16 protein-coding genes are annotated in these 20,041 nt (G+C 68.8%); 3 read left to right on the forward strand and 13 right to left on the reverse strand.

The annotated features are described in order from the left end of the window. Positions 1-33: 33 nt before the first annotated feature. Positions 34-1,503 (forward strand): methyl-accepting chemotaxis protein, encoded by a 1,470-nt coding sequence (locus BJP62_RS19240; protein WP_070529485.1) that lies wholly within the window; start codon positions 34-36, stop codon positions 1,501-1,503. A gap of 109 nt (positions 1,504-1,612) precedes the next feature. Here BJP62_RS19240 and BJP62_RS10060 read toward each other — a convergent pair whose 3' ends face one another. The 3 genes from BJP62_RS10060 to BJP62_RS10070 form a co-directional block, all read right to left on the reverse strand. Then, positions 1,613-3,226 (reverse strand): MFS transporter, encoded by a 1,614-nt coding sequence (locus BJP62_RS10060; RefSeq protein WP_070529487.1) that lies wholly within the window; start codon positions 3,224-3,226, stop codon positions 1,613-1,615. A 124-nt stretch (positions 3,227-3,350) separates the two neighbouring features. Next, positions 3,351-5,042, reverse strand: a complete 1,692-nt coding sequence (locus BJP62_RS10065; RefSeq protein ID WP_070529489.1) for an MFS transporter — start codon at positions 5,040-5,042, stop codon at positions 3,351-3,353. A 67-nt stretch (positions 5,043-5,109) separates the two neighbouring features. Further along, a complete protein-coding gene (locus BJP62_RS10070) occupies positions 5,110-6,759 on the reverse strand; it encodes an amidohydrolase (protein WP_070529491.1) in 1,650 nt (549 codons plus the stop codon). 123 nt (positions 6,760-6,882) lie between these two features. Between BJP62_RS10070 and BJP62_RS10075 the strand changes: the two genes are divergently transcribed. Next, entirely contained in the window at positions 6,883-8,142 is a 1,260-nt protein-coding gene (locus BJP62_RS10075) for a PLP-dependent aminotransferase family protein (RefSeq protein WP_205700886.1), read from the forward strand. Then, a complete protein-coding gene (locus BJP62_RS18850; RefSeq protein WP_205700887.1) occupies positions 8,112-8,360 on the forward strand; it encodes a hypothetical protein in 249 nt (82 codons plus the stop codon). Before BJP62_RS10075 ends, BJP62_RS18850 begins: the two co-directional genes overlap by 31 nt. Positions 8,361-8,366: 6 nt before the next feature. Here the strand turns inward: BJP62_RS18850 and BJP62_RS10080 are convergent, their stop codons facing one another. From BJP62_RS10080 to waaC, 10 genes are all read right to left on the reverse strand, one after another. Next, positions 8,367-8,957 carry an alpha/beta hydrolase gene (locus BJP62_RS10080; protein WP_070529492.1) on the reverse strand — a complete coding sequence of 197 codons (591 nt, stop codon included), beginning with the start codon at positions 8,955-8,957 and terminating at the stop codon, positions 8,367-8,369. A gap of 1 nt (position 8,958) precedes the next feature. Then, positions 8,959-9,771, reverse strand: coding sequence for an EAL domain-containing protein (locus tag BJP62_RS10085; RefSeq protein WP_070529494.1), 813 nt, complete (start codon positions 9,769-9,771; stop codon positions 8,959-8,961). Positions 9,772-9,959: 188 nt separating this feature from the next. Then, on the reverse strand, positions 9,960-10,595 hold the full coding sequence (locus BJP62_RS10090) for a peroxiredoxin (protein ID WP_070529496.1): 636 nt from the start codon (positions 10,593-10,595) through the stop codon (positions 9,960-9,962). Between the two features lie 206 nt (positions 10,596-10,801). Next, positions 10,802-11,815: a sulfate ABC transporter substrate-binding protein gene (locus tag BJP62_RS10095; protein ID WP_070529497.1), complete on the reverse strand. Its 1,014-nt coding sequence runs from the start codon at positions 11,813-11,815 to the stop codon at positions 10,802-10,804. A gap of 98 nt (positions 11,816-11,913) precedes the next feature. Beyond that, positions 11,914-12,261 (reverse strand): 2Fe-2S iron-sulfur cluster-binding protein, encoded by a 348-nt coding sequence (locus BJP62_RS10100; protein WP_236943592.1) that lies wholly within the window; start codon positions 12,259-12,261, stop codon positions 11,914-11,916. Positions 12,262-12,280: 19 nt separating this feature from the next. Next, positions 12,281-13,246: a formylglycine-generating enzyme family protein gene (locus BJP62_RS10105; RefSeq protein ID WP_070529500.1), complete on the reverse strand. Its 966-nt coding sequence runs from the start codon at positions 13,244-13,246 to the stop codon at positions 12,281-12,283. Next, positions 13,246-14,967, reverse strand: a complete 1,722-nt coding sequence (locus tag BJP62_RS10110) for an arylsulfatase (RefSeq protein WP_070529502.1) — start codon at positions 14,965-14,967, stop codon at positions 13,246-13,248. Before BJP62_RS10110 ends, BJP62_RS10105 begins: the two co-directional genes overlap by 1 nt. A 104-nt stretch (positions 14,968-15,071) precedes the next feature. After that, entirely contained in the window at positions 15,072-17,690 is a 2,619-nt protein-coding gene (locus BJP62_RS10115; RefSeq protein ID WP_083300834.1) for a bifunctional diguanylate cyclase/phosphodiesterase, read from the reverse strand. 98 nt (positions 17,691-17,788) lie between these two features. Further along, a complete protein-coding gene (gene waaA, locus BJP62_RS10120) occupies positions 17,789-19,057 on the reverse strand; it encodes a lipid IV(A) 3-deoxy-D-manno-octulosonic acid transferase (RefSeq protein ID WP_070529506.1) in 1,269 nt (422 codons plus the stop codon). Next, the gene (waaC, locus tag BJP62_RS10125; RefSeq protein ID WP_070532590.1) at positions 19,054-20,016 is read right to left on the reverse strand and encodes a lipopolysaccharide heptosyltransferase I; all 963 of its coding nucleotides are present in this window, start codon (positions 20,014-20,016) and stop codon (positions 19,054-19,056) included. The genes waaA and waaC overlap by 4 nt, the downstream gene beginning before the upstream one ends. Positions 20,017-20,041 lie beyond the last annotated feature (25 nt).

Raw genomic sequence — 20,041 nt, forward strand, 5'->3', positions numbered from 1 at the left:
TACACTCGGGCGATTCCACGGGGAGAACGGGCAATGGGCGCAGGGTTCGGCAGGCTGTTCGAATGGTTCATTCCTGACACGCTGCGGCAGTCGGCGCTGGCATGGAGCCGCGCACGCAACGTCGCCGGCATGGCCGTGCTCGCCGCACTGGTCGTGCCGGTGTTCTCGATCCACTACTTCCGCATCGGCCATCCGGCCATGGGGGCCGGCATCCTCACCGCCGGGGCGCTGATGTGCAGCGTGGCGTTGCTGATGAAGCTCGGCACCCCGCTGGCGCTGGTGCGCGAGGCGGTGATCGCGGTGTTCTTCGGCATGGTCGTGTGGATGTGCTGGGTCAACGGCGGCATCGCGTCGTCGTCGGTACCGTGGTTCCTGCTGGTGCCGGTCGCGGCGACCTTCGTCGGCGGCCGCGTCACCGGCCTTGCATGGAGCGGCGCCACGCTCGCCGGCATCGGCGCGTTCGCCGCCGCGCACGCGCAGGGCTGGGCGCTGCCCGCCAGCCCGTTGCCCGACAGCGTGCACGCCGGGCTGCAGGCGCGCTCGCTGATCGGCCTAACCGTGGTGCTGGCGGCGATCGCGTGGATGTTCGAATCGACCAAGGCGCAGAGCCTGGCGCAGATCGGGGCGGCGCAGCGCGAAACCGAACTCGGCCGCGCCGCTCTGGCAACGATGCTCGCCGAAGCGATACAGGCGGTGCAGGCGGCATCGAACGAATCCGCAGCGATCAGCAGCCGCAGCCAGGCGATCCGCAACACCATGGCGCACCAGGCCGGTCAGGGCGTCAGGATGGCCGAGCTGGTCGACGACATCAGCCGTCTGGCGCAGGACGCCGCCGCACGCTCGCAGGACGCCGCGAGCGAGGCCGACCGTGCGGGCGCGCAGGCGCAGGCCGGCAGCGCCGCGGTCGGCGATGCGCTGGCACGGCTCAACGACGCCGCCGGCGTCGTCGCCCGCTCGGCGCAGGCGATCGAAACGCTCGGCGCGCGCAGCGGCGAGATCGGCCAGATCATCGCGGTGATCCGCGACATTGCCGACCAGACCAACCTGCTGGCGCTGAACGCGGCCATCGAAGCCGCCCGCGCCGGCGAGTCGGGGCGCGGCTTTGCCGTCGTCGCCGACGAGGTGCGCAAACTCGCCGAACGCACCGGCGGCGCCACCCTCGACATCGGCCGGCAGATCGCCGCGATCGTCACGATCACCGACGACGCGGTCGCGGCGATGCGCAGCGGCACGCAAAGGCTGGACGAAAGTCGCGGACGCGCCGTCGACGCCGAGCGCGAGATGCAGGCGCTGAGCCGCAGCGCCGGTGCACTCGCCACGCTGACCGGCGACGTCGCACAGGTGCAGACGCTGCAGGCCGAACGGGTCGGCGCGCTGGCCGGCGACCTTGCCGCGCTGCGCACCGACCTCGAAACCAGCCGCGACGCAGGCGCCGCGATCGCCGGCGCGGTCGAAACGCTCGACGCCGCGGTGCAGCGGCTCAACGCCACGCTGCGCGCCTGAGCGACCGCTGCGCCTGCGTCGCGGCTGACGACGTCCGGTACAACGGCGCCGGGCCTGCGAAACGCAGGCCGCAGCGGCCGGGCAGCCCGACGCCGCCGGGGGGATCGGGCTAGCCGCGCTTATGCGCCCCGCCGGGGATGCGCCGCGTCGCGAGCAGGAACAGCAGCGTCATCAGCGCCATCGCCAGAATGCCGGCCTGTGCCCCGCGGACGCGCGAGGCCCGGTAGTGACGGGCCAGCGAGGGCAGGTCGGCCGACGGCACGCCGGCGCCGGCCATCAGCGTGCGGAAGCCGCCGTCGTTGGTAAAGGGAATGACGGCGAGCCGGGTGACGACAGCGCGGGCCTGCGTACTCAGCGCCATGTCTTCGCCGGTGACCCGTTTCATGCCCACGGTGACCGCGGTCAGCATGACCATGCTGACCATCGCCACGCCCAGTGCCTGGCCGATGTCGCGTGCGGCAGCCTGCACGCCGCCGGACTGCTGCGCATCACGCTCGGGCAGCGCGCTGGTCACCAGGAACGGTGCATTGGCGGCAATCGTCCCCATGCTGGCACCGATCAGGCACAGCCCGGCAACGACAATGGCCGTGCTGAAGCCCTCGCCCCGGATCCCGGCGGCGGTGACGACCGCGCCGGCAATGCCGAGCAGCAGGCCGGCCCGGCATTGCCGGCGCTGGTTGCGCTGCGTGATCAGCACCGGCAGGCCGAGCGAGCAGGCGGACAGGCAGATCGCGAACGGCACGATCAGGAGGCCGGTGTGGATCGCATCGAGCCCGGTGACGATCTGCACGAAGCTGACGACGACGAAAATGCCCGAACTGTAGGCAAAGAAGATATAGGCAGTCAGGTACAGGCCGGCGCGCACCTGCGGCGCCTGCAGGAAGATGCGCGGAATCAGCGCGCTGCCGGTGCTCGCCTCGCGATGGCGCTCCCAGCGCAGCATCAGCGCCAGCACGGCCAGCCCGGCCGCGACGAGGAACAGCGCCGGGCTGCAGCCCAGAATGGTGAATGGCGGGGCGAACGGCGTGAGCACCCCCCAGGCCGACACCTGCAGCAGGCCGAAGACGACAAGGAAGAGGCCAAGGGTCGAGAGCACGAAGCCGGGCAGGTCGAAACGCATGCCGCGGTCCTGCCTCGGCGGCGTCGGGATCAGCGGCGTACACAGCAGGATCAGCACGATGACCCCGGCGAGGATGCCGAACGCCCAGCGCCAGCCTACCCCTTCGAGCAGCAGGCCGCAGACGATGGGGCCGAGCGCGAACGACACGCCGCTGGCCGCCCCGAGCGCACCGAAGGCGACGGCCTGACGGCGGCCGGCGTAGATGCTGGTGATCAGCCCGAATACCGCCGGAATCATGAAGCTGCCGCCGATGCCGGCGAGCGTGCGGGCGACGAAGGCAAAGAAGCCCATCGACGGCGCCAGCGCCGCACAGAGCTCGGCGACGAGGTAGATCAGCGCACCGATCCGGAAGGTGCGCTTCCAACCCAGCATGATGCCGAGCATGCCGCCGGCCACCATGAAGGTACCGGCCACCAGCGGGTACATCGTATTGGCCTTGCTGACCAGCGCCAGCGACGCCCCCAGGTCCCGCATCAGCACGCCGGTGGCGATGCTCAGCGTTACGTTGTCGGCCGAGGCGAGAAACTGTGCGAGGCACAGGATCAACAGCGGCAACCAGACGGCAAAACGCCCCGACGGGGCGGAAAGCGGTTCGTGGCTCATGGTTAGTCCCCTTGCACGACGGCCGGATGCGACAACGCACGCGCTCCGTCGAACGGGCGCGTGCGTGGCGTCTCAGGCCGGGTCCGGCCGGGGCGGCGGTCCGGCCCGCCCTGCCGGGTCTGATTTACGCGGAAGCATGATTCGCCTTGCGCCACTCGTCCACCGCCGGCTGGCCCGGTTCGGCCTTGGGCTTCGACGGCAGGTTGCGGGTGCCGAACAGGAACAGCACGGTCATCACCGCCGTTGCCACCATACCCGCACGGGTCGCGTTCAGCCTGGCGGTTTTGTACACATCGGTCAGTTCCGGCACGTCACGGCGGGCAATCCCGTGGTCGAGCATCAGGCTGGCGAACTTCGCGTCGCTCAGATACGGGATCACGGTGATGTTGGCGACCCTGGCCCGGGTATCGGTACTCAGATGGGCATCGTCGCGGGCCGCGCTCTGTACGCTCATGGTGATCGCCGTCAGCATCACCATGCCGCAGACGGCGACGCCGATGGCCTGGCCGACGTTGCGCGAAGTGGCCTGCACGCCGCCCGACTGCTGCGCATCGCGCGGCGGCAGCGCGCTGGTGACGATGTAGCTCGAGTATGCCGACACGATGCCCATGCTGACGCCGATCAGGCACATGCCGAACGGCACGATGGCGGTATAGCTCGACGGTCCGAAGCCGAAAATGCAGGCGACCGAGCCGACGGTACCAATGACCAGTGCGCTGCGGCACATCCGTTGCGGGTTGGCGTTCTTCCAGACCACCGGCAGTCCCAGCGAGCAGACGACGACGCCGAGCGCGAACGGCAGGATCATCAGGCCGGTCTGGATCGCGCTCAGGCCGGCGACGACCTGGACGAAGCTGACCGTGACGAAAATGCCCGAACCGTAGGCGAGGAAGATGAAGGCGGTCAGGTACAGGCCGTTGCGCACCTGCGGCGTGGCGAGGAAGGACAGCGGGATCAGCGCACTGCCGACGGCCGCTTCGCGGTGACGTTCCCACTTGAGCATCAGCGCCAGCACGACCAGGCCGAACAGCACGAGGAAGGGTGCCGGGCTCAGGCCCGCGATCGTGAACGGTGCGTTGAACGGCGTGAACAGCCCCCAGCTCGACACCTTGAGGAAACCGAGGATCAGGCTGAACAGGCCGATCACCGTCAGCAGCACGCCCGGCAGGTCGAAGGCGACCTTGCGCTCCGGCCTGGCCGGGGTCGGGACGATGAACGAGCCGGCGAAGATCACCACGGCCAGGCAGGCGATCGCGCCAAAGGCGTAGCGCCAGCCCAGATGGTCGACCAGCAGGCCGCAGATGATCGGGCCCGCGGCGAACGACACGCCGCTGGCGGCGCCGATGGCACCGAAGGCCACCGCCTGGTCACGGCCCTTGTAGTTGCTGGCGACCAGCCCGAGCACCGACGGAATCATGAAGCTGCCGCCGATCCCCGACAGCAGCCGCGCACCGTAGGTGAACACCTCCATGTTCGGCGAGAAGAACGCCGTCAGCTCGGCACAGAACAGCAGCGCACAGCCGATGCGGAAGGTTTTTTTCCAGCCGATGATCAGGCCGATCATGCCGGCGGCGACCATCAGCGAACCGGCCGCGAGCGAGTACATCGCGTTGGCGATGCTGACCAGATCCATCGACGCATTCAGGTCCTTGACCAGCGCGCCGGTCGCAATGCTCAGCGTGGCGTTGTCGCCGGATGTGGAAAGCTGGGCCAGGCACAGCACCAGCAGGGGCAGCCACTTGGCCAGCCCGGATACCGCCGCGCCGGGCGGCGCGGTGTCGCGCGCCATCGGCGCGCTCGTCATTGTCGTAGCCATGATGAAACCTCTCTATCGGTAACGCCGCCACGCCAGCCCCGGCGGGTGTGGCGCGGCGGCTGGACGCTCAGCCGGCGATCGGCTGGACCCGCCCGCCCAGCACCGTTCCCCAGACCCTGATGTCCTTGAGGTGCATCGGGTCCGCGGCCAGCGGGTCTTCTTCAAGCACGGTGAAGTCGGCGAACTTGCCGCATTCGATGCTGCCGATCAGGTGATCGAGCTTCATCGAGTACGCGGCGCCGACCGTCATCGTGTACAGCGCGTCCTGCACCGAAATCCGCTCGCGCTCGCCGAGCACCCGGCCCGTCGCGGTGACGCGGTTGACCGCGCACCAGCCGGTGAACAGCGGATTGATCGGCGTGATGCCGCAGTCGCTGTGGAAGGCGAACGGCACGCCATGGCGCAGCGCACTGCCGCAGGCGTCCATGCGGTTGGCGCGCTCCGGCCCCATGGTCTTGGCGTAGTGCTGGTCGCCCCAGTAGTAGATGTGGTTGCTGAACAGGTTGACGCACATGCCCAGCGTCTTCATCCGCTTGAACTGGTCCTCGCGCAGCATCTGGCCGTGCTGCATGGTGGCGCGGTGGTCGACGGCCGGAATCCGGTTCAGCGTCTTCCCGACCGCGCTGATGAAGGCCTCGGAGGCCTCGTCGCCGTTGCAGTGGCAGTGCACCTGGTAGCCGCGCTTCATGATCTCGAACACCTGCTCGTCGACCTGCGCCGGCGTGGCGTTCCATGCGCCGTTGTGACCGGTCTGGTAATAGCCCGGCGACAGCATGCGCCCCGAACCGCCCTGGATCGAACCGTCGAGGAAGATCTTCATCGGGCCGAACAGCATCTTGTCGTGGCCGTGCTTCATCACTTCGGGCGCGAATTCGACCGCTTCGACAAAGGGCTTCTTCACGAAGGGCGGGCCGTAGGCGACGATCAGCCGGATCGGGAAACCGTCCTCGCCGGTAGTGCGGATGTAGTTGGCGGTCAGCTCCGGGTTACTGAAATCGGTCAGCCCCATGTCGGCGGCGGTGGTGCAGCCGGCACGGAACGCTTCCTGGCCGAAGTTGCGGATCGCCGTTTCGGTGGTCAGTTCGTCCCAGAATCCGTACTTGTCGAGGATCGGCCCCATCGCGGCGAACTCGACCAGTTCGCCGTGCAGCGTACCGTCGTCGTTCTTGACCACGCCCTCGACCGTGCTGTCGTCGAAGATGCCGCAATCGTTCAGCGCTGCGGTGTTGGCGCCCATCAGGTGGATGCTCATGTGGATCACCGCCACCGGGCGCGTCGTCGACACGCGGTCGAGGTGCTCGCGGCCGAGCTTTTCGCTGCCGAAATAGATCGGGTCGACGCCCCAGGCGATCAGCGGCGCGTCCGGGTCTTCCATATTGCGGTCGATCTCCTGCAGCACCGCGACAACCTCGTCGAACGATCGGCAGCCCTGCCAGACCTTGCCGGTGTAGTCGGGGCGGTCGTAGTAGCCGACATAGGGAAACTGCCACATGCCGCCGCCGGTCGCGTGCGAATGCGCCTCGATCAGCCCCGGCATGATGACCTTGCCGGCAAAACGGTTGTCGACGGTGTGCTCGCCCCAGCCCTGCAGCTCTTCGAGCGTGCCGACGCCGAGAATGCGGCCGTCCCTGACCGCGACGTGGCTGGCCTCGGGTTGCGACGGGCACATGGTGATGATCTTGCTGGCGCCATAGATGACGGTCTGGCCTGCTGACATGATGGTCTCCTTTGCATGTTCAACGCCCGGCCCCTGTTGCGGGCCAGGCTTGCATGGCTTGCATCCTATGCCCAGTATTGGACTTGAATAAGAGCCAATACGAGCAGAAATCATGGTGCCAATTTGAAACCGTCATTACCGTTCGAGCTGACCGGCATCGTCCTCGAGCCGGGGCAGCCGCGCGCCAGACAGCTATACGCCGCCTTGCGTTCACTGATCATCGACACCCCCGGGAGCAGCGGCTGCAAGCTCCCCGCTTCGCGCGAACTGGCCGCGCTGCTCGGCGTTTCGCGCAATACCGTCGTGAATGTTTACGAGCGTCTTTTTGCCGAAGGCTTCGTCGAAACGCACACCGGCGACGGCACCTACATCGCCACACTCGACCGGCACCCGCCCGGACGGGACGAACCGGAGGCCGTCACGACCCCGCAGGTCCACATTGGTCTGCGCCAGCCCGTCGTGCAGCAGTTCGACCAGCATCTGGTACACGACGGACCGCCGCGCGCATTCCGGATCGGCGTGCCGGCGATCGACCTGTTCCCGTTCGGGCAGTGGTCGCGGCTGCAGGCGCGCTTCTGGCGCCAACGCCCGGTCGCACGGATGGGCTACGGCGATCCGGCCGGCGACCCGGAACTGCGCGAACTGATCGCGCGCTACCTGCACCAGGCCCGCGGCCTGCAGTGCGATCCGTCACAGGTGCTGGTCACGCTCGGCGCGCAGCAGGCCATCATCCTCTGCGTGGCGCTGCTGTTGCGCAGCGGCGACGAGGTCGTGATCGAGAATCCCTGCTACTGGGCCGCCGCCGGCGCGTTTGCCTACCTCGGAGTCCGGATGCACGGCATCGGCGTCGACGCCGAGGGGCTGGACACCGCCCGGCTGGCCGGCGTGCCCGGCGCGCGCATGGCCTATGTGAGCCCCTCGTGCCAGTATCCGACCGGCGCAACGCTGTCGCCGGCGCGGCGGCTGGCGCTGCTGCGCTGGGCCGAATCGCGGCATGCATGGATCATCGAGGACGATTACGACGGCGAATACCGCTACAGCGGCACGCCGCTCACGCCGCTGGCCGCACTCGACCGCGGCAACCGCGTCATCTATGTGGGGTCGTTTTCCAAGGTCATGTATCCGGGGCTGCGTCTGGGCTACATGGTCGTACCGCCGCAACTGGTCGAGCACCTGACGCTGCTGCGCACGATGTCGGCAAGGCAGCCGCCGATGAACGACCAGGCCGTCATGGCCGGCTTCATCTCGGGGGGTATTTCCAGCAGCATATCCGCCGGATGCGCCGTGCCGGCCGCGCCCGCCGCGATGCGCTGCGCGCGGCCTGGCAGACGCATCTGGCGCATATCGGCACCATGCCCGAAGTCGCCTCCGGCCTGCATGTGACGATCCGGCTGCCCAGCCTGGCGCGCGAGCAGGCACTGATCGGCGCCGCACACGCCGCCGGCATCGAGATTGCGGCGCTCAGCACGCTGTGGCTGCCGGACAGCGCTGCCGGCGCACCGGGGCGCTACGGGCTGATTCTCGGCTTTGCCGGCATTCCCGAAGCACAGATCACCGAGGCGGTCATGACGCTGAAAGCGGCCTGGGCCGGCCTCGGGTAAGCAGCATCACGCCGCCAGCCGCTGCGGCACGGCAGCCGGGATCAGCTGGCCCAGCAGCTTGAGCCCCAGCGGCCAGTCGTCGAGGCCGGAGTCGGCGTTGATGTGGCCGAGGCCCGACAGCAGCACGCAGCGGCTGCCCCAGTCGCGCGCCAGCGTCATCGACCGGGCCGCGCTGCAGACCGGGTCGTTGTCGCTGGCGACGACGGCGCTGACGAAGGGCAGCTTCGCCGCCGGCAGCGGCAGGAAGGTCGCGAACGATGCCGGCGCCTCCTCGCGGGCGACGTCGGCCGGCGCGACCAGCAGCGCACTGGCGACGCGTGCCGCGTGCCGCGACAGCACCGCCCAGTGGCCGAGCGTGACGCAGCCGAGGCTGTGCGCGACGATGATCACCTGCCCCGGCGCCCGTGCGACGGTCGTCTCGAGCCCGTCGACCCAGTCGCGCGCGCTCGGGACGTCCCAGTCGTGCTGGACGACGCGGGCCATCGCCGGATACTGCCTGCACCAGCGGCTCTGCCAGTGCGCCGGGCCCGAATCGCGCCAGCCGGGAACGACGACGATGCTGTTGCCGGCGGCCAGCCAGCCTGCAATCTGGTCCATATCAGCCCCTCCAGCGGGGTTCGGCGAGCAGAAAGCCCTGTAGCGCGTCGGCGCCGGCATCGATGGCGATCTGCTTCTGGGTGTCGGTTTCGATGCCCTCGACGACGACCTGGCCGCCGAGTTCGTGCAGCAGTTCAACGAGCTTGGGCAGGGCGCGGCGCAGCCGCGGCGAGGTTTCGGCCTCGGAGATCAGCAGCCGGTCGAGCTTGATCACGTCGGGCTCGAGCTGCCACAGCCGGTCGAGGTTGGCGTGGCGGCGGCCGAAATCGTCGATGGCGATCCGGTAGCCGCGCGAGCGGTAGCTCTGCAGCGCGGCACGGGCCCGGTTGATGTCGGCCTCGGCGATCTCGTCCTCGCCGATCTCGAGCACGATGCGCGACGGCGTCGACGACAGGCTTTCGAGGATGTCCTGGAACACCGCGCCGTGGCGGTCGCTGACCTCGGTCAGCAGCTTCGGGTGGACGTTCAGGTACAGCGTCGCCGCGCGGTCGGCGTGGCTGGCGTCGTTGAGCAGGTGCAGCGTCCGGCACAGCCGGTCGAAGGCGACCAGCTTGCCCTGCGCCTCGGCATGCTCGAACGCCGTCAGCGGCGGCAGCGGCTTGTGGCGCACCGCGGCGCGCAGCAGCGCCTCCTCGCCGACCACCCTGCCGTCCGGCGCGTGGATGGGCTGGAACATGCTCGAGAGCGACAGCCCGAGCGCCCGGACGACGACACCGCGTGCCGCCTCGATGCCGAAGCTGGCGCCGGGCCAGTCCTCGCGGACGCTGGCCGGCACGGGCAGACGCTTGAACCAGGACTCGAGCGGAGAATTCATCGCATCACTTTGCAGAAAAAAGAGGCCGGCAAAGCCGGCACTGAAGAGGAGACAAGAAACGGTTCAAACAGCTGGAAGCGGGTGTGACGGACAAAACCCAGCGTAGCGGTGCTGGCAAGGCGCACGAAACGAAGACAGTACGTTCAGTACGGCGAGTGAGTGCAACGCCGCCAGCAGGGTTTTGTTCGTCACGCCGGTTGCGGCGTCAGCCGCAGATACGGCCGTACGGCGACATAGCCCTTCGGAAATCGCCGGGCGATCTCGGCCTCGTCCTGCAAGGAGGGCACGATCACCACGTCGTCGCCCTGCTGCCAGTCGGCCGGGGTCGCGACCTTGTGGTATTCGGTCAGTTGCAGCGAGTCGATCACGCGGAGGATTTCGGTGAAGTTGCGGCCGGTGCTGGCCGGGTAGGTCAGCGTCAGGCGTATCTTCTTCGCCGGGTCGATGACGAACACCGAGCGCACCGTCGCGGTGGTCGACGCGTTCGGGTGGATCAGGTCGTACAGCTCGGACACCTTGCGGTCGGCGTCGGCAAGGATGGGGAAGTTCACCGTCGTCTGCTGGGTGTCGTTGATGTCGGCGATCCACTTCAGGTGCGATTCGAGCGGATCGACGCTGATCGCCAGCGCCTTGACGTTGCGGCGGGCGAATTCGTCCCTGAGCCTGGCGGTCTTGCCCAGCTCGGTGGTGCACACCGGGGTGAAATCGGCCGGGTGCGAGAACAGCACGACCCACTGGTCGCCGGCCCAGTCGTGAAAGCGGATGTCGCCTTCGGTGGATTGCTGGGTGAAATCGGGGGCGGTATCGCCAAGACGCAAGCTCATGATCGTTCTCCGTTCAGGGTGAGGCACGGGCGCCGGGGGAGCCCGGATCAAACAGGACTACCTGACGCCTGTTCCAGTAGGTGAGCGAGCCAAAGCAGTTTGGCACCGCCCGAAGCGCAGGAACCGCAATGGACATGGGGTCCATGAGGATGCCGAGCATCGGACGGGGGCAAAATGCGCAGGCGCAGCCACCTGATGGGACAGGCTCAGCGCTTGGCGGCGATGGCGGCCTGGATCTGGTCGAACACGCCGCCGTCGTCGAAATAGACCTTCTGCGTCTTGGTCCAGCCGCCGAAGGTGTCGTCGATGTCGAACAGCTTCACGCTCGGAAACTGCTTGGCGTACTTGGCGGCAACGTCCTTGTCGAACGGCCGGTAGTAGTTCTGCGCGGCGATTTCCTGCCCTTCCTTGCTGTACAGGTACTGCAGGTAGCCTTCGGCCACCTTGCGGGTGCCCTTCTTGTCGACGGTCTTGTCGACGACGGCGACCGGCGGCTCGGCCTTGATCGACAGGCTCGGCGCGACGATGTCGAACTTGTCCGGGCCGAGTTCCTTGACCGCGAGCACCGCCTCGTTCTCCCACGCCAGCAGCACGTCGCCCTGACCGCGCTGCGTGAAGGTCAGCGTCGAGCCGCGGGCACCGGTATCGAGCACCGGCACGTTCTGGAACAGCTTCTGCACGTAGTCGCGCGCCTTCTCGTCCGAGCCGTAGGTCTTCTTCGCCCAGCCCCATGCGGCGAGGAAGTTCCAGCGCGCGCCGCCCGAGGTCTTCGGGTTCGGCGTGATCACCTTGACGTCGTTGCGGACCAGATCGGCCCAGTCCTTGATCTGTTTGGGGTTGCCCTTGCGGACGAGGAAGACGATGGTCGACGTGTACGGGCTGGCGTTGTCCGGCAGCTTCTTCTGCCAGTCCGGCTTGAGCAGCTTGCCCTTGGTGCCGAGTTCGTCGATGTCGTACGCCAGCGCCAGCGTCACCACGTCGGCGTCGAGGCCGTCGAGCACCGAGCGCGCCTGCTTGCCAGAGCCGCCGTGCGACTGCTTGATCGTCACGTCGTCGCCGGTCTTCGCCTTCCAGTACTTGGCGAACGCCTTGTTGTAGTCCTGGTAGAGCTCGCGGGTCGGATCGTAGGAGACGTTGAGCAGTTCGACCGACGCGGCCCAGCTCGGCGCGCTGACGGCAAGGGCGAGGGCAAGACCAGTAAGTTTCAGGCGATAAGACATGAGCGGCTCCCGTTTGTTTGGAATAAGAGTGAACGGAAGCCAGTCTGCCAGCGATGTTTCATCGCCAGAAATAATATTGTTTTTCCAAATTATCGTGTTTAGATATATAAAGTCATGTCGTGTAAGACATTGACATGGCACGCCAGCCGCGGCGTCCCGGCGGTATCCGGCTGCTCGTGCGGCGCCCCCTTGGGCAGCTCGCCGCGGCGGACCAGCACGTTCCGCTCCATGCCGGTCAGCGTCACGCAACCGCCGCTGCCGGCGTGTCCGAGCCGGACCAGGCAGGCGCCGCAGGTGCCCTGCGCGCAGCGCCACGCCAGCGGCAGCGCGCCGGCGCGCGTGAGTTCACGGACGGTGTCGATCAGCCGGCCGCCGGCCGGCGCTTCGACGACGAGCGGCGGCCGGTCGGGAACGATGAAGGTGAGCGTGACCATCGGGGCATCCATGCCCCGATGATGGCACAGCTCAGTCGGCGGAGACGGTGCGAAAGCCGACGTGCGCGGTCGGCAGGTTGGCTTCCTGCGGGTGCCGCGCCGCGGCACGGTAGCGGACGCAGAAGTTCGCCGCGCACAGGAAGGAACCGCCCTTGATCAGCGCCGGCGTACCGGGCTGCAGCGGCATGGTGCCGACGCTGGCGAACGGATCGCCGTTGCCGTGCGGCTGGCGCGGTCCGGTGTACGCGTCGCGCGTCCATTCCCAGACGTTGCCGATCATGTCGTGGAGACCGAAGCCGTTGGCCGGAAAGCAGGCCACCGGCGCGCGGCCGAGATGGCCGTCCTCGCGGGTATTGAGGCTGGGAAACACGCCCTGCCAGAAGTTCGCCCCGGGCTTGCCGGCCTTGTCGCGCGGCGCCCGGTCGAGCGCGGCGTCGCTGCGGCCGGCCCTGGCCGCGTATTCCCACTGCGCCTCGGTCGGCAGCGTCCGGCCCAGCCAGCGGGCGTAGGCGAAGGCATCGGCCTGCGTCACCTGGACCACCGGCTGATTCTCGCGCCCGCCGATCGTGCTGCCCGGCCCTTCCGGGTGGCGCCAGTCCGCACCTTTGGTGTAGACCCACCATGCATACGGTCTGGCGTTGAGCTCGGCCTCTGGCGGCACCTTGAACACCGCCGCCGCGCCGGCGCGCTCGGCGTCGGTCACGTAGCCGGTCGCCCTGGCAAACGCGGCGAACTGCGCGTTGGTGACTTCGGTCCGGTCGATCCAGAACGGCTTGACGCGCACCGCACCGGCCGGACGCTCGTCGGCATAGCCGGCGGTGCTGCCCGGCGTGAAGCTGCCGCCGGCGATGCGCACCATCCCGGCATGCGCATCGCGGCCCCAGCCCTCGGGCAGCCCGCTCGCGCGCCGGCAGTCCGCGGCGCCGGCCGCGCCGGCGACAATGGCCAGCACGGCGAACGCGAGCTTGCCCGGATAGCGCTGCAGGCTCGCCGGCATCACTGCACCCGCAGGCCGCTGGTCGGCGCGACGATCACGCCGTTCTTGCCCACATAGTCTTTCCAGCCGTCCTTGAGCGCGCCGACGATGTCCGGCCGGCTGGCGGAAAGATCGTGGATCTCCGCTCTGTCCCGTCCCAGATCGTAAAGCTGCCAGGCACCCGGTCCCTGCGGTTTTTCAACCCACAGCAGCTTCCAGTTGTCGCGGCGCACGTAGGCGCTGCCGAACAGTTCATCGGCAATGATCTCGTCGGCGGGATGAACGTCCGCAACCTGGTTTTTCAGCGCCGGCAGCAAGGAACGGCCGGTGATCGGGTTCACCGTTCTGCCCTGGTAGCTCGTGCCCGGATCCTTGACCTGTGCCAGCTCCAGCAAGGTCGGCGCAATATCGCGCACCGTGCCGACACGCGTGAATGCCCGCTGCGGACCGGTCTGGCTGGGCAGGCGCACGATCGCCGGCACGGATATGCCGCCTTCGGCACTCACGCCTTTCCACAAGCGGAACGGCGCGGCACTGACTTCGGCCCAGCGTTTGCCGTACTGGATGTTCGACAGAACCTTGCCGTAGTTGCCCAGACTGTTGTCGGTGCTGGCGTTGTTGGCGAAGATGCCGTTGCTGCCTTCGGCCCCGTTGTCGGACATGAAGAAGATGAAGGTATTGTCATATTTGCCGGTCTGTTTCAGGTAGGCAATCAGCCGGCCGATGTTCCAGTCCAGATTCTCGACCATGGCCGCATACACTTCCATCTTGCGTGCTTCCGATTGCTTTTGCTCGGCGCTGAGCTGGCTCCACAGCGGGTTGGCGGCCGTTGCCGGCAGCGGCGCATTGGCCTCGAAATCGGCCGGAATGATGCCCAGCGACTTCTGCTTGGCAATCCGCGCCAGCCTGATCGCATCGTAGCCGGCGTCGTAGCGGCCCTTGTAACGGTCGATGAAGTCGGCGGGCGCCTGCAAGGGCCAGTGCGGCGCGGTGTAGGCGGCGTAGGCGAAGAACGGTTTGCCATCGGCCTTGTTCTGGTCGATGTAGGAGATCAGCTTGTCGGTGTAGAAATTGGTCGAGAAGAAGTTATCCGGCACCTGCACGAGGGCGCCGTTTTCGCGGTAGGTCACCGCATCGTAGGTCTGCGCCTTGCCGGCCACCGCGGCAAAGTGGCTTCCGCCGCCCTGCAGCAGCGTGTACGACGATTCGAAGCCGCGCGCCCTGGCGCTGTGGGCCTCGTCCAGCCCCAGATGCCACTTGCCGGCCATGTAGGTGTGGTAGCCGGCATCCTTGAGCAGGGATGCGACCGACAGCGAGTTGTCGTTCAGATAGCCCTCGTAGCCGGGCTTGCCCTGCTGGTGGGGTGCCAGCGCTTCGGCCATCGTCCCCAGACCGGCCAGATGATGCGTCGTGCCCGACATCAGCATCGAGCGCGTCGGCGAGCATGTCGCGGCGGAGTGGAAGTCGGTGAGCAGCCGCCCCTCGCCGGCCAGCGCGTCGAGGTTGGGCGTGCTGATCTCGCCGCCGAAGGCGCCGAGGTCCGAGTAGCCGAGGTCGTCGGCGAGGATCACGATGATGTTCGGCCGGGCATCGGCCTGCGGGGCCGGCGTCGGCGCGGGCGTCGGGACGGGGGTCGGCGTAACGGCGGCATCGTCGCCGCCACCGCCGCAAGCGCCGAGGCTCAGTGCGATCAGGCTGGCGCTGCCGAGCCGGCGCCAGCGGCGAAGTTGGAACGGGTTCATGGGTCATCCCTGTCGTTGTAGGCAGGGACGCACCGTAACAGCGCCGCTTAATGCACAAAAAGACTATGTGGTCCGGGTTTTATAACCCTGAAAACCAGACCGCGTCAGCGTGTCAGCCCGGTGCGCTCGAGCATCCAGCTCGCCAGCGCGTCGGCCGGCATCGGCCGGGCGAGCAGATAGCCCTGGATCACGTCGCAGCCGAGCCGGACCAGCGCATCGTGGTCGGCCGCCTGCTCGACCCCCTCGGCGACGACGGTCAGGCCGAAGTTGTGCGCGAGCGTGATCGTCGAGCCGACGATGATCGCGTCGGGCTGGCTGACCGCGAGCTGCGAGACGAAGGTCCGGTCGATCTTCAGCGTCTGCACCGGCAGGCGCTTCAGGTAGGCGAGCGACGAGTAGCCGGTGCCGTAGTCGTCGATCGCCAGCCGTGCGCCGAGCGCGTGGATGCGCAGCAGGCATTCGAGCGCCGCGTGCGGATCTTCCATCAGCGCCGATTCGGTCACCTCGAACTCGAGCGACTCGGCCGGCACGCCGTGGCGCAGCAGCGCCGCCTCGATCGACTCGACCAGCCCCGGATCGAGCAGGTTGCGCGCCGACAGGTTGATCGCGCAGCGCAGGTGAAGATCCTGCCGGCGCCATTCGGCCAGCTGCCGCAATGCCGCGTCGATCACCCATGCGGTCAGCGGCCGGATCAGTTCGGTGTTCTCGGCCAGCGGCACGAAGGCGCCCGGCGCGATCATCCCGCGCTGCGGATGCGGCCAGCGCAGCAGCGCCTCGACCCCGACGATGCTGCCGTCGTGCAGGCTCTGCTTGGGCTGGTAGTGCAGCGCCAGCCCGCCGTCGCGGATCGCGTGCGAAAGCTCGCTGTACAGCGCCAGCCGCTCGCGGCTGTAGTCGTCGAGATCGGCGTCGTAGACGCGGTGCGGCACCCGGCGGGTCTTGGCGTCGTACATCGCCACCTCGGCGCAACGCATCAGCTCGTTCGCCTCACTGCCGTGCTCGGGGTAGAACGCCACGCCGATGCTCGCCGACAGCTCGAGCGTCATCCCGGCCACCGGAAGCGGCAGCCCGACGCGGGTCGTCAACCCGGCACACAGTTCGGCGACGACATTGAGGCAGCGTTCCATCCCGGGCACCAGCAGCGCGAGTTCGTCGCCGCCGAGCCGGGCGACGTCGGCGTCACGCCCCTTCGCCCACTGCGCCAGCCGCTCGCCCATCGCCTGCAGCACCTGGTCGCCGACGCTGTGGCCGAGCGTGTCGTTGATTTCCTTGAAGCGGTTCAGGTCGAGCACGCACACCGCCAGCGACACCGCCGGCGCCGAGGCGATGCGCGCGTCGATGCGCCGCATCAGCGCATAGCGGTTCGGCAGCTCGGTCAGCGTATCGTGGCTGGCGAGGAACTCCTGCTGCGCCAGATACCGGCGCTCCTCGGAGACGTCGCGGATCGCCAGCAGCTGTGCCGCGCCATGCGGCAGCGAGGCGCCGCGCACCTCGGCGTCGAACACCTCGCCGGTGCTGGCCAGCCGCAGACGGCCGTCGAAGCGGCCCCGCCCGCCGTTGCGCATCGCATTGATCTCGGCCTCGATCACCTTGCGCTCGTCGGCGGTCACGTCGAGGTCGAGCAGCGACACCGGCGATCGGCCGGCCAGCTGCGCCTCGTCGTGGACGCCGAGCAGCGCGCAGGCCGCCGGATTGGCGCTGCTGATCCTGCCGTTCTCGACGATCAGCAGGCCGTCGTTCACGGTGTCGAACAGTTCGCGGTAGAAGCGCTTGTCGTCGATCAGCCGCCGGACCAGCCGCCGCAGCGCGGCGACGCACAGGCCGATGACCAGGCCGTAGACGAGGAAGGACGCCAGCCGCCAGCCGAGGCGCTCGACCCACGGCCGCTCGTAGCTGAGCTTGGGAATGCCGAAATAGACGAAAAACGGAAACTGTTCCGACGCCGCGGTCGCGTAGACGATGTCCGGGCCGCGCTGCCCCGGCGGCAGGCACAGATCCTGCGCGGCCTCGGCCACGGCCGACGCCGACAGCGCCAGCTTCGTCGTGCTGCCGTGCAGCCGGGTGTCCGGCGCGCACATCAGCGGCAGGCCGTCGTTGCGCAGGATGCCGATCGCGCCGCTGCCCTTGTTCATCCACGCGAAGATGCGCTGCAGGTGCGTATACGGCACCAGCGCGCCGACGATCATCTCGCGGTTCTTGTTCAGCGTGTAGCGGTAGGCCAGCGGCACCTGCCATTCGCCATGACGCAGGATCGGCGCCGCGAACGCGTGGCCGGCCGATTCGGCGAGCGTGCTGCGCAAGCGTGCCTGCAGCGGCAGGCTGCCCTCCATCCGGGCGCGGTTGTCGACCATCCAGACGTCGCCGTCGATGATGACGAACAGCGCGTTCGACTGCGGATCGACGCTGATCGACGCGCGCAGCGCTTCGAGGTAGTCGGCCGCGCCGATCTCGCGATGCCGTCCTTCCCACAGCAGCCGTTCGGCCACGCTGTCGATGCTGGCCTTGCTCTGCTGCAGCATGACGCCGAAGTGCGACTCGAGGATGCCGGCGGCGCTGTGGGCGCGGGTCTCGGTGTCGCGCCGGCTCTGCGCATAATCGCCCCAGCTCTCCCAGGCGAGCAGCACCAGCGCGCCGATGCACAGCACCAGACCCAGCAGCGACACCGTCCGCCATTCCCGACGATTCAGCGGGGCAAAGAACGACTGCATCGTCTCCGGTCTCATGAAATGGTCAGATTATGGAAAGCCAGATTCGTTTTTACCGAAGGCCAGCTTTCATCCTTGCTGAACACCGACGCCAACACAATGCAGACAACACCCGATTACCGGCCGGGCGGCAGGCAGCGGTCGAGTTCCGCCAATACTCTACCTGTCGCACCGCGGTGCGTCGCCGAGAACACGCGCCCGGCCTCGCCCATCTGTTGCCGCCGCGCCGCATCGCCGAGCAGCAGCGCCGCTTCGCGCAGCAGCGCCGGCGCATCCGGCCCCTGCCACGCGGCGCCGGCCGCGATCGCCTCGCGCGCGGCATCGGCAAAGTTGAACGTCGACGGGCCGAGCAGCACCGGGCAGCCGAGCGCGCATGCCTCGATCAGGTTCTGGCTGCCGAACGGCAGGATGGAGCCGCCGATCAGCGCGACATCGGCGCACGCATACCAGGCGGCGAGCTCGCCCATGCTGTCGCCGAGCAGCACCCGGGTCGTCGCCGGCACCGGCGCATCGTGCCAGTCGCGCCGGCGCAGAAGGCCCAGCCCGCACGCCTCGACCAGCGCGGCGACGTCGTCGAAGCGCTGCGGGTGCCGCGGCACGATGATCAGCAGCGTGTCCGGCGGCAGCGCGTCGATGTGATCGAGCAGCAGCGCCTCTTCGCCGTCGCGGCTCGACGCGACCAGCAGCACCGGCCGGCGGCCGAGATGCGCCCGCCAGCCGCGGCCGCGTTCGGCCACCGCGGCGTCGGGCGTGCTGTCGTACTTGAGGTTGCCGCAGACCTTGACGTGGCGGGCGCCGAGCAGCGCCAGCCGTTCGGCATCGTCGGCGCCCTGCGCCAGCACCGCGGCCAGTCGCGCCAGGGCCGGGGCGACCAGCCGGCGCACCCGCGCGTAACCGGCGGCCGATTTGGCCGACAGCCGCGCGTTGACGAGCAGCAGCGGCACGCCGGCGTCCGCGCAGGCGTGGATCAGGTTCGGCCACAGTTCGGTTTCGAGCAGCAGGCCGCAGCGCGGCGAAAACCGCGCCAGAAAGCGCCGCACCGCCGCCGGCGAGTCGTAGGGCAGGTAGACGATGTCGGTCCCGTCGCCCAGGCCGCCGTAGAGTTCGGTTGCCGTCTCGCGGCCGGTCGGCGTCATGCAGGTCAGCAGCAGCCGTGCGCCGCGCCGGTGCAGCGCCCGGACCAGCGGCGCGGCGGCGCGCATTTCGCCGACCGAGACCGCGTGCAGCCAGCAGTCGTACGGCTGCGGCGCCGGACCGCCGTAGCGCGCCCAGCGCTCGCCCCAGTGTTCGAGGTAGGCCGGCTGTTTTTTCGCCCGCCGGCGCAGGTAGGCGCGGATCAGCGGTGTCGCCAGCCAGACCAGCAGCGAGTACAGCCAGCGGCTCATCGCGCCGCCAGCCCTTGCGTGGTCGCCGCCCAGACGGTGTCGACATCGGGCGCCGCACCGCGCCGGCCGAGGTTGACCGCGTAGCTGCCGGCGAGCACGCCGGTCAGCGCCGGGTCCGACGCGCAGAAGATCGCCACGACCGGCGTCGCGACCGCCGCGGCCAGATGCGCGAGCCCGGTGTCGACGCCGACGACGACGCGCGCATCGGCAAGCAGCCGGGCCGCACTGCCCAGGTCCAGCTTCGGCGCGACGAGCGCATTCGGCATCGCCGCGGCCAGCCGCTCGGCGCGTTCGCGCTCGGCATCGCTGCCCCAGGGCAGCACGCACGCCAGCCCCTCGGCGGCGAGTCTGGTCCCGAGCGCGATCCAGTTCGCCTCCATCCATTCCTTGTCGGCGCGGCTGGTCGCCGTCAGCAGCACCGCATACGCGCCGTCCGGACGCCACGGCTGCGCGAGCGCCGGCACGGCCAGCCCGTAATCGGGCGGCGTGTCGATACGGTAATCGAAAGCGGCGGCAAACAGCCGCCGGGTGCGCTCGACCGCGTGCAACGCCCGCGGCACCGGATACGCGTCGGCATAGGCCAGCGAGGCGAGCGGCTCGCGCGCGCTGGCCCAGTCGTAGCCGGCGACCGGCGCGCCGGCCTGCCGCGCGACCATCGCGCTCTTGATCAGCCCCTGCGCGTCGACGACGCGCCCGTATTGCGGTGCGGCGAGCGCCTGCCGCAATGCGGCAACCTCGGCGCGCGTCTCCGGCGCCAGCGGCATGCGGCGCCAGCGGCGCAGCGCGAACGGGATCACCCGGTCGACGGACGGATGCAGCCGCGGCAGCGCGGCAAACCCCTCCTCGACGACCCAGTCCAGCCGGATGCCTGGCCGGGCGCGCGCCAGATCGGTCAGCGCCGGCAGCGTGTGGATGATGTCGCCCATCGAAGACAGGCGCACGAGCAGCAATTTCGACATGGCCGGCATTGTAGAGGCTGCGGCG

Source organism: Jeongeupia sp. USM3 (genome assembly GCF_001808185.1).
Classification (GTDB): domain Bacteria; phylum Pseudomonadota; class Gammaproteobacteria; order Burkholderiales; family Chitinibacteraceae; genus Jeongeupia.

Excerpts from the sequence above, each read along its gene's own strand:
- BJP62_RS19240 (WP_070529485.1), top strand. The coding sequence starts at position 34 with ATGGGCGCAGGGTTCGGCAGGCTGTTCGAATGGTTCATTCCTGACACG.
- BJP62_RS10060 (WP_070529487.1), bottom strand. The coding sequence starts at position 3,226 with ATGAGCCACGAACCGCTTTCCGCCCCGTCGGGGCGTTTTGCCGTCTGG.
- BJP62_RS10065 (WP_070529489.1), bottom strand. The coding sequence starts at position 5,042 with ATGGCTACGACAATGACGAGCGCGCCGATGGCGCGCGACACCGCGCCG.
- BJP62_RS10070 (WP_070529491.1), bottom strand. The coding sequence starts at position 6,759 with ATGTCAGCAGGCCAGACCGTCATCTATGGCGCCAGCAAGATCATCACC.
- BJP62_RS18850 (WP_205700887.1), top strand. The coding sequence starts at position 8,112 with ATGCCCGAAGTCGCCTCCGGCCTGCATGTGACGATCCGGCTGCCCAGC.
- BJP62_RS10080 (WP_070529492.1), bottom strand. The coding sequence starts at position 8,957 with ATGGACCAGATTGCAGGCTGGCTGGCCGCCGGCAACAGCATCGTCGTC.
- BJP62_RS10085 (WP_070529494.1), bottom strand. The coding sequence starts at position 9,771 with ATGAATTCTCCGCTCGAGTCCTGGTTCAAGCGTCTGCCCGTGCCGGCC.
- BJP62_RS10090 (WP_070529496.1), bottom strand. The coding sequence starts at position 10,595 with ATGAGCTTGCGTCTTGGCGATACCGCCCCCGATTTCACCCAGCAATCC.
- BJP62_RS10095 (WP_070529497.1), bottom strand. The coding sequence starts at position 11,815 with ATGTCTTATCGCCTGAAACTTACTGGTCTTGCCCTCGCCCTTGCCGTC.
- BJP62_RS10100 (WP_236943592.1), bottom strand. The coding sequence starts at position 12,261 with ATGGATGCCCCGATGGTCACGCTCACCTTCATCGTTCCCGACCGGCCG.
- BJP62_RS10105 (WP_070529500.1), bottom strand. The coding sequence starts at position 13,246 with ATGCCGGCGAGCCTGCAGCGCTATCCGGGCAAGCTCGCGTTCGCCGTG.
- BJP62_RS10110 (WP_070529502.1), bottom strand. The coding sequence starts at position 14,967 with ATGAACCCGTTCCAACTTCGCCGCTGGCGCCGGCTCGGCAGCGCCAGC.
- BJP62_RS10115 (WP_083300834.1), bottom strand. The coding sequence starts at position 17,690 with ATGAGACCGGAGACGATGCAGTCGTTCTTTGCCCCGCTGAATCGTCGG.
- waaA (WP_070529506.1), bottom strand. The coding sequence starts at position 19,057 with ATGAGCCGCTGGCTGTACTCGCTGCTGGTCTGGCTGGCGACACCGCTG.
- waaC (WP_070532590.1), bottom strand. The coding sequence starts at position 20,016 with ATGTCGAAATTGCTGCTCGTGCGCCTGTCTTCGATGGGCGACATCATC.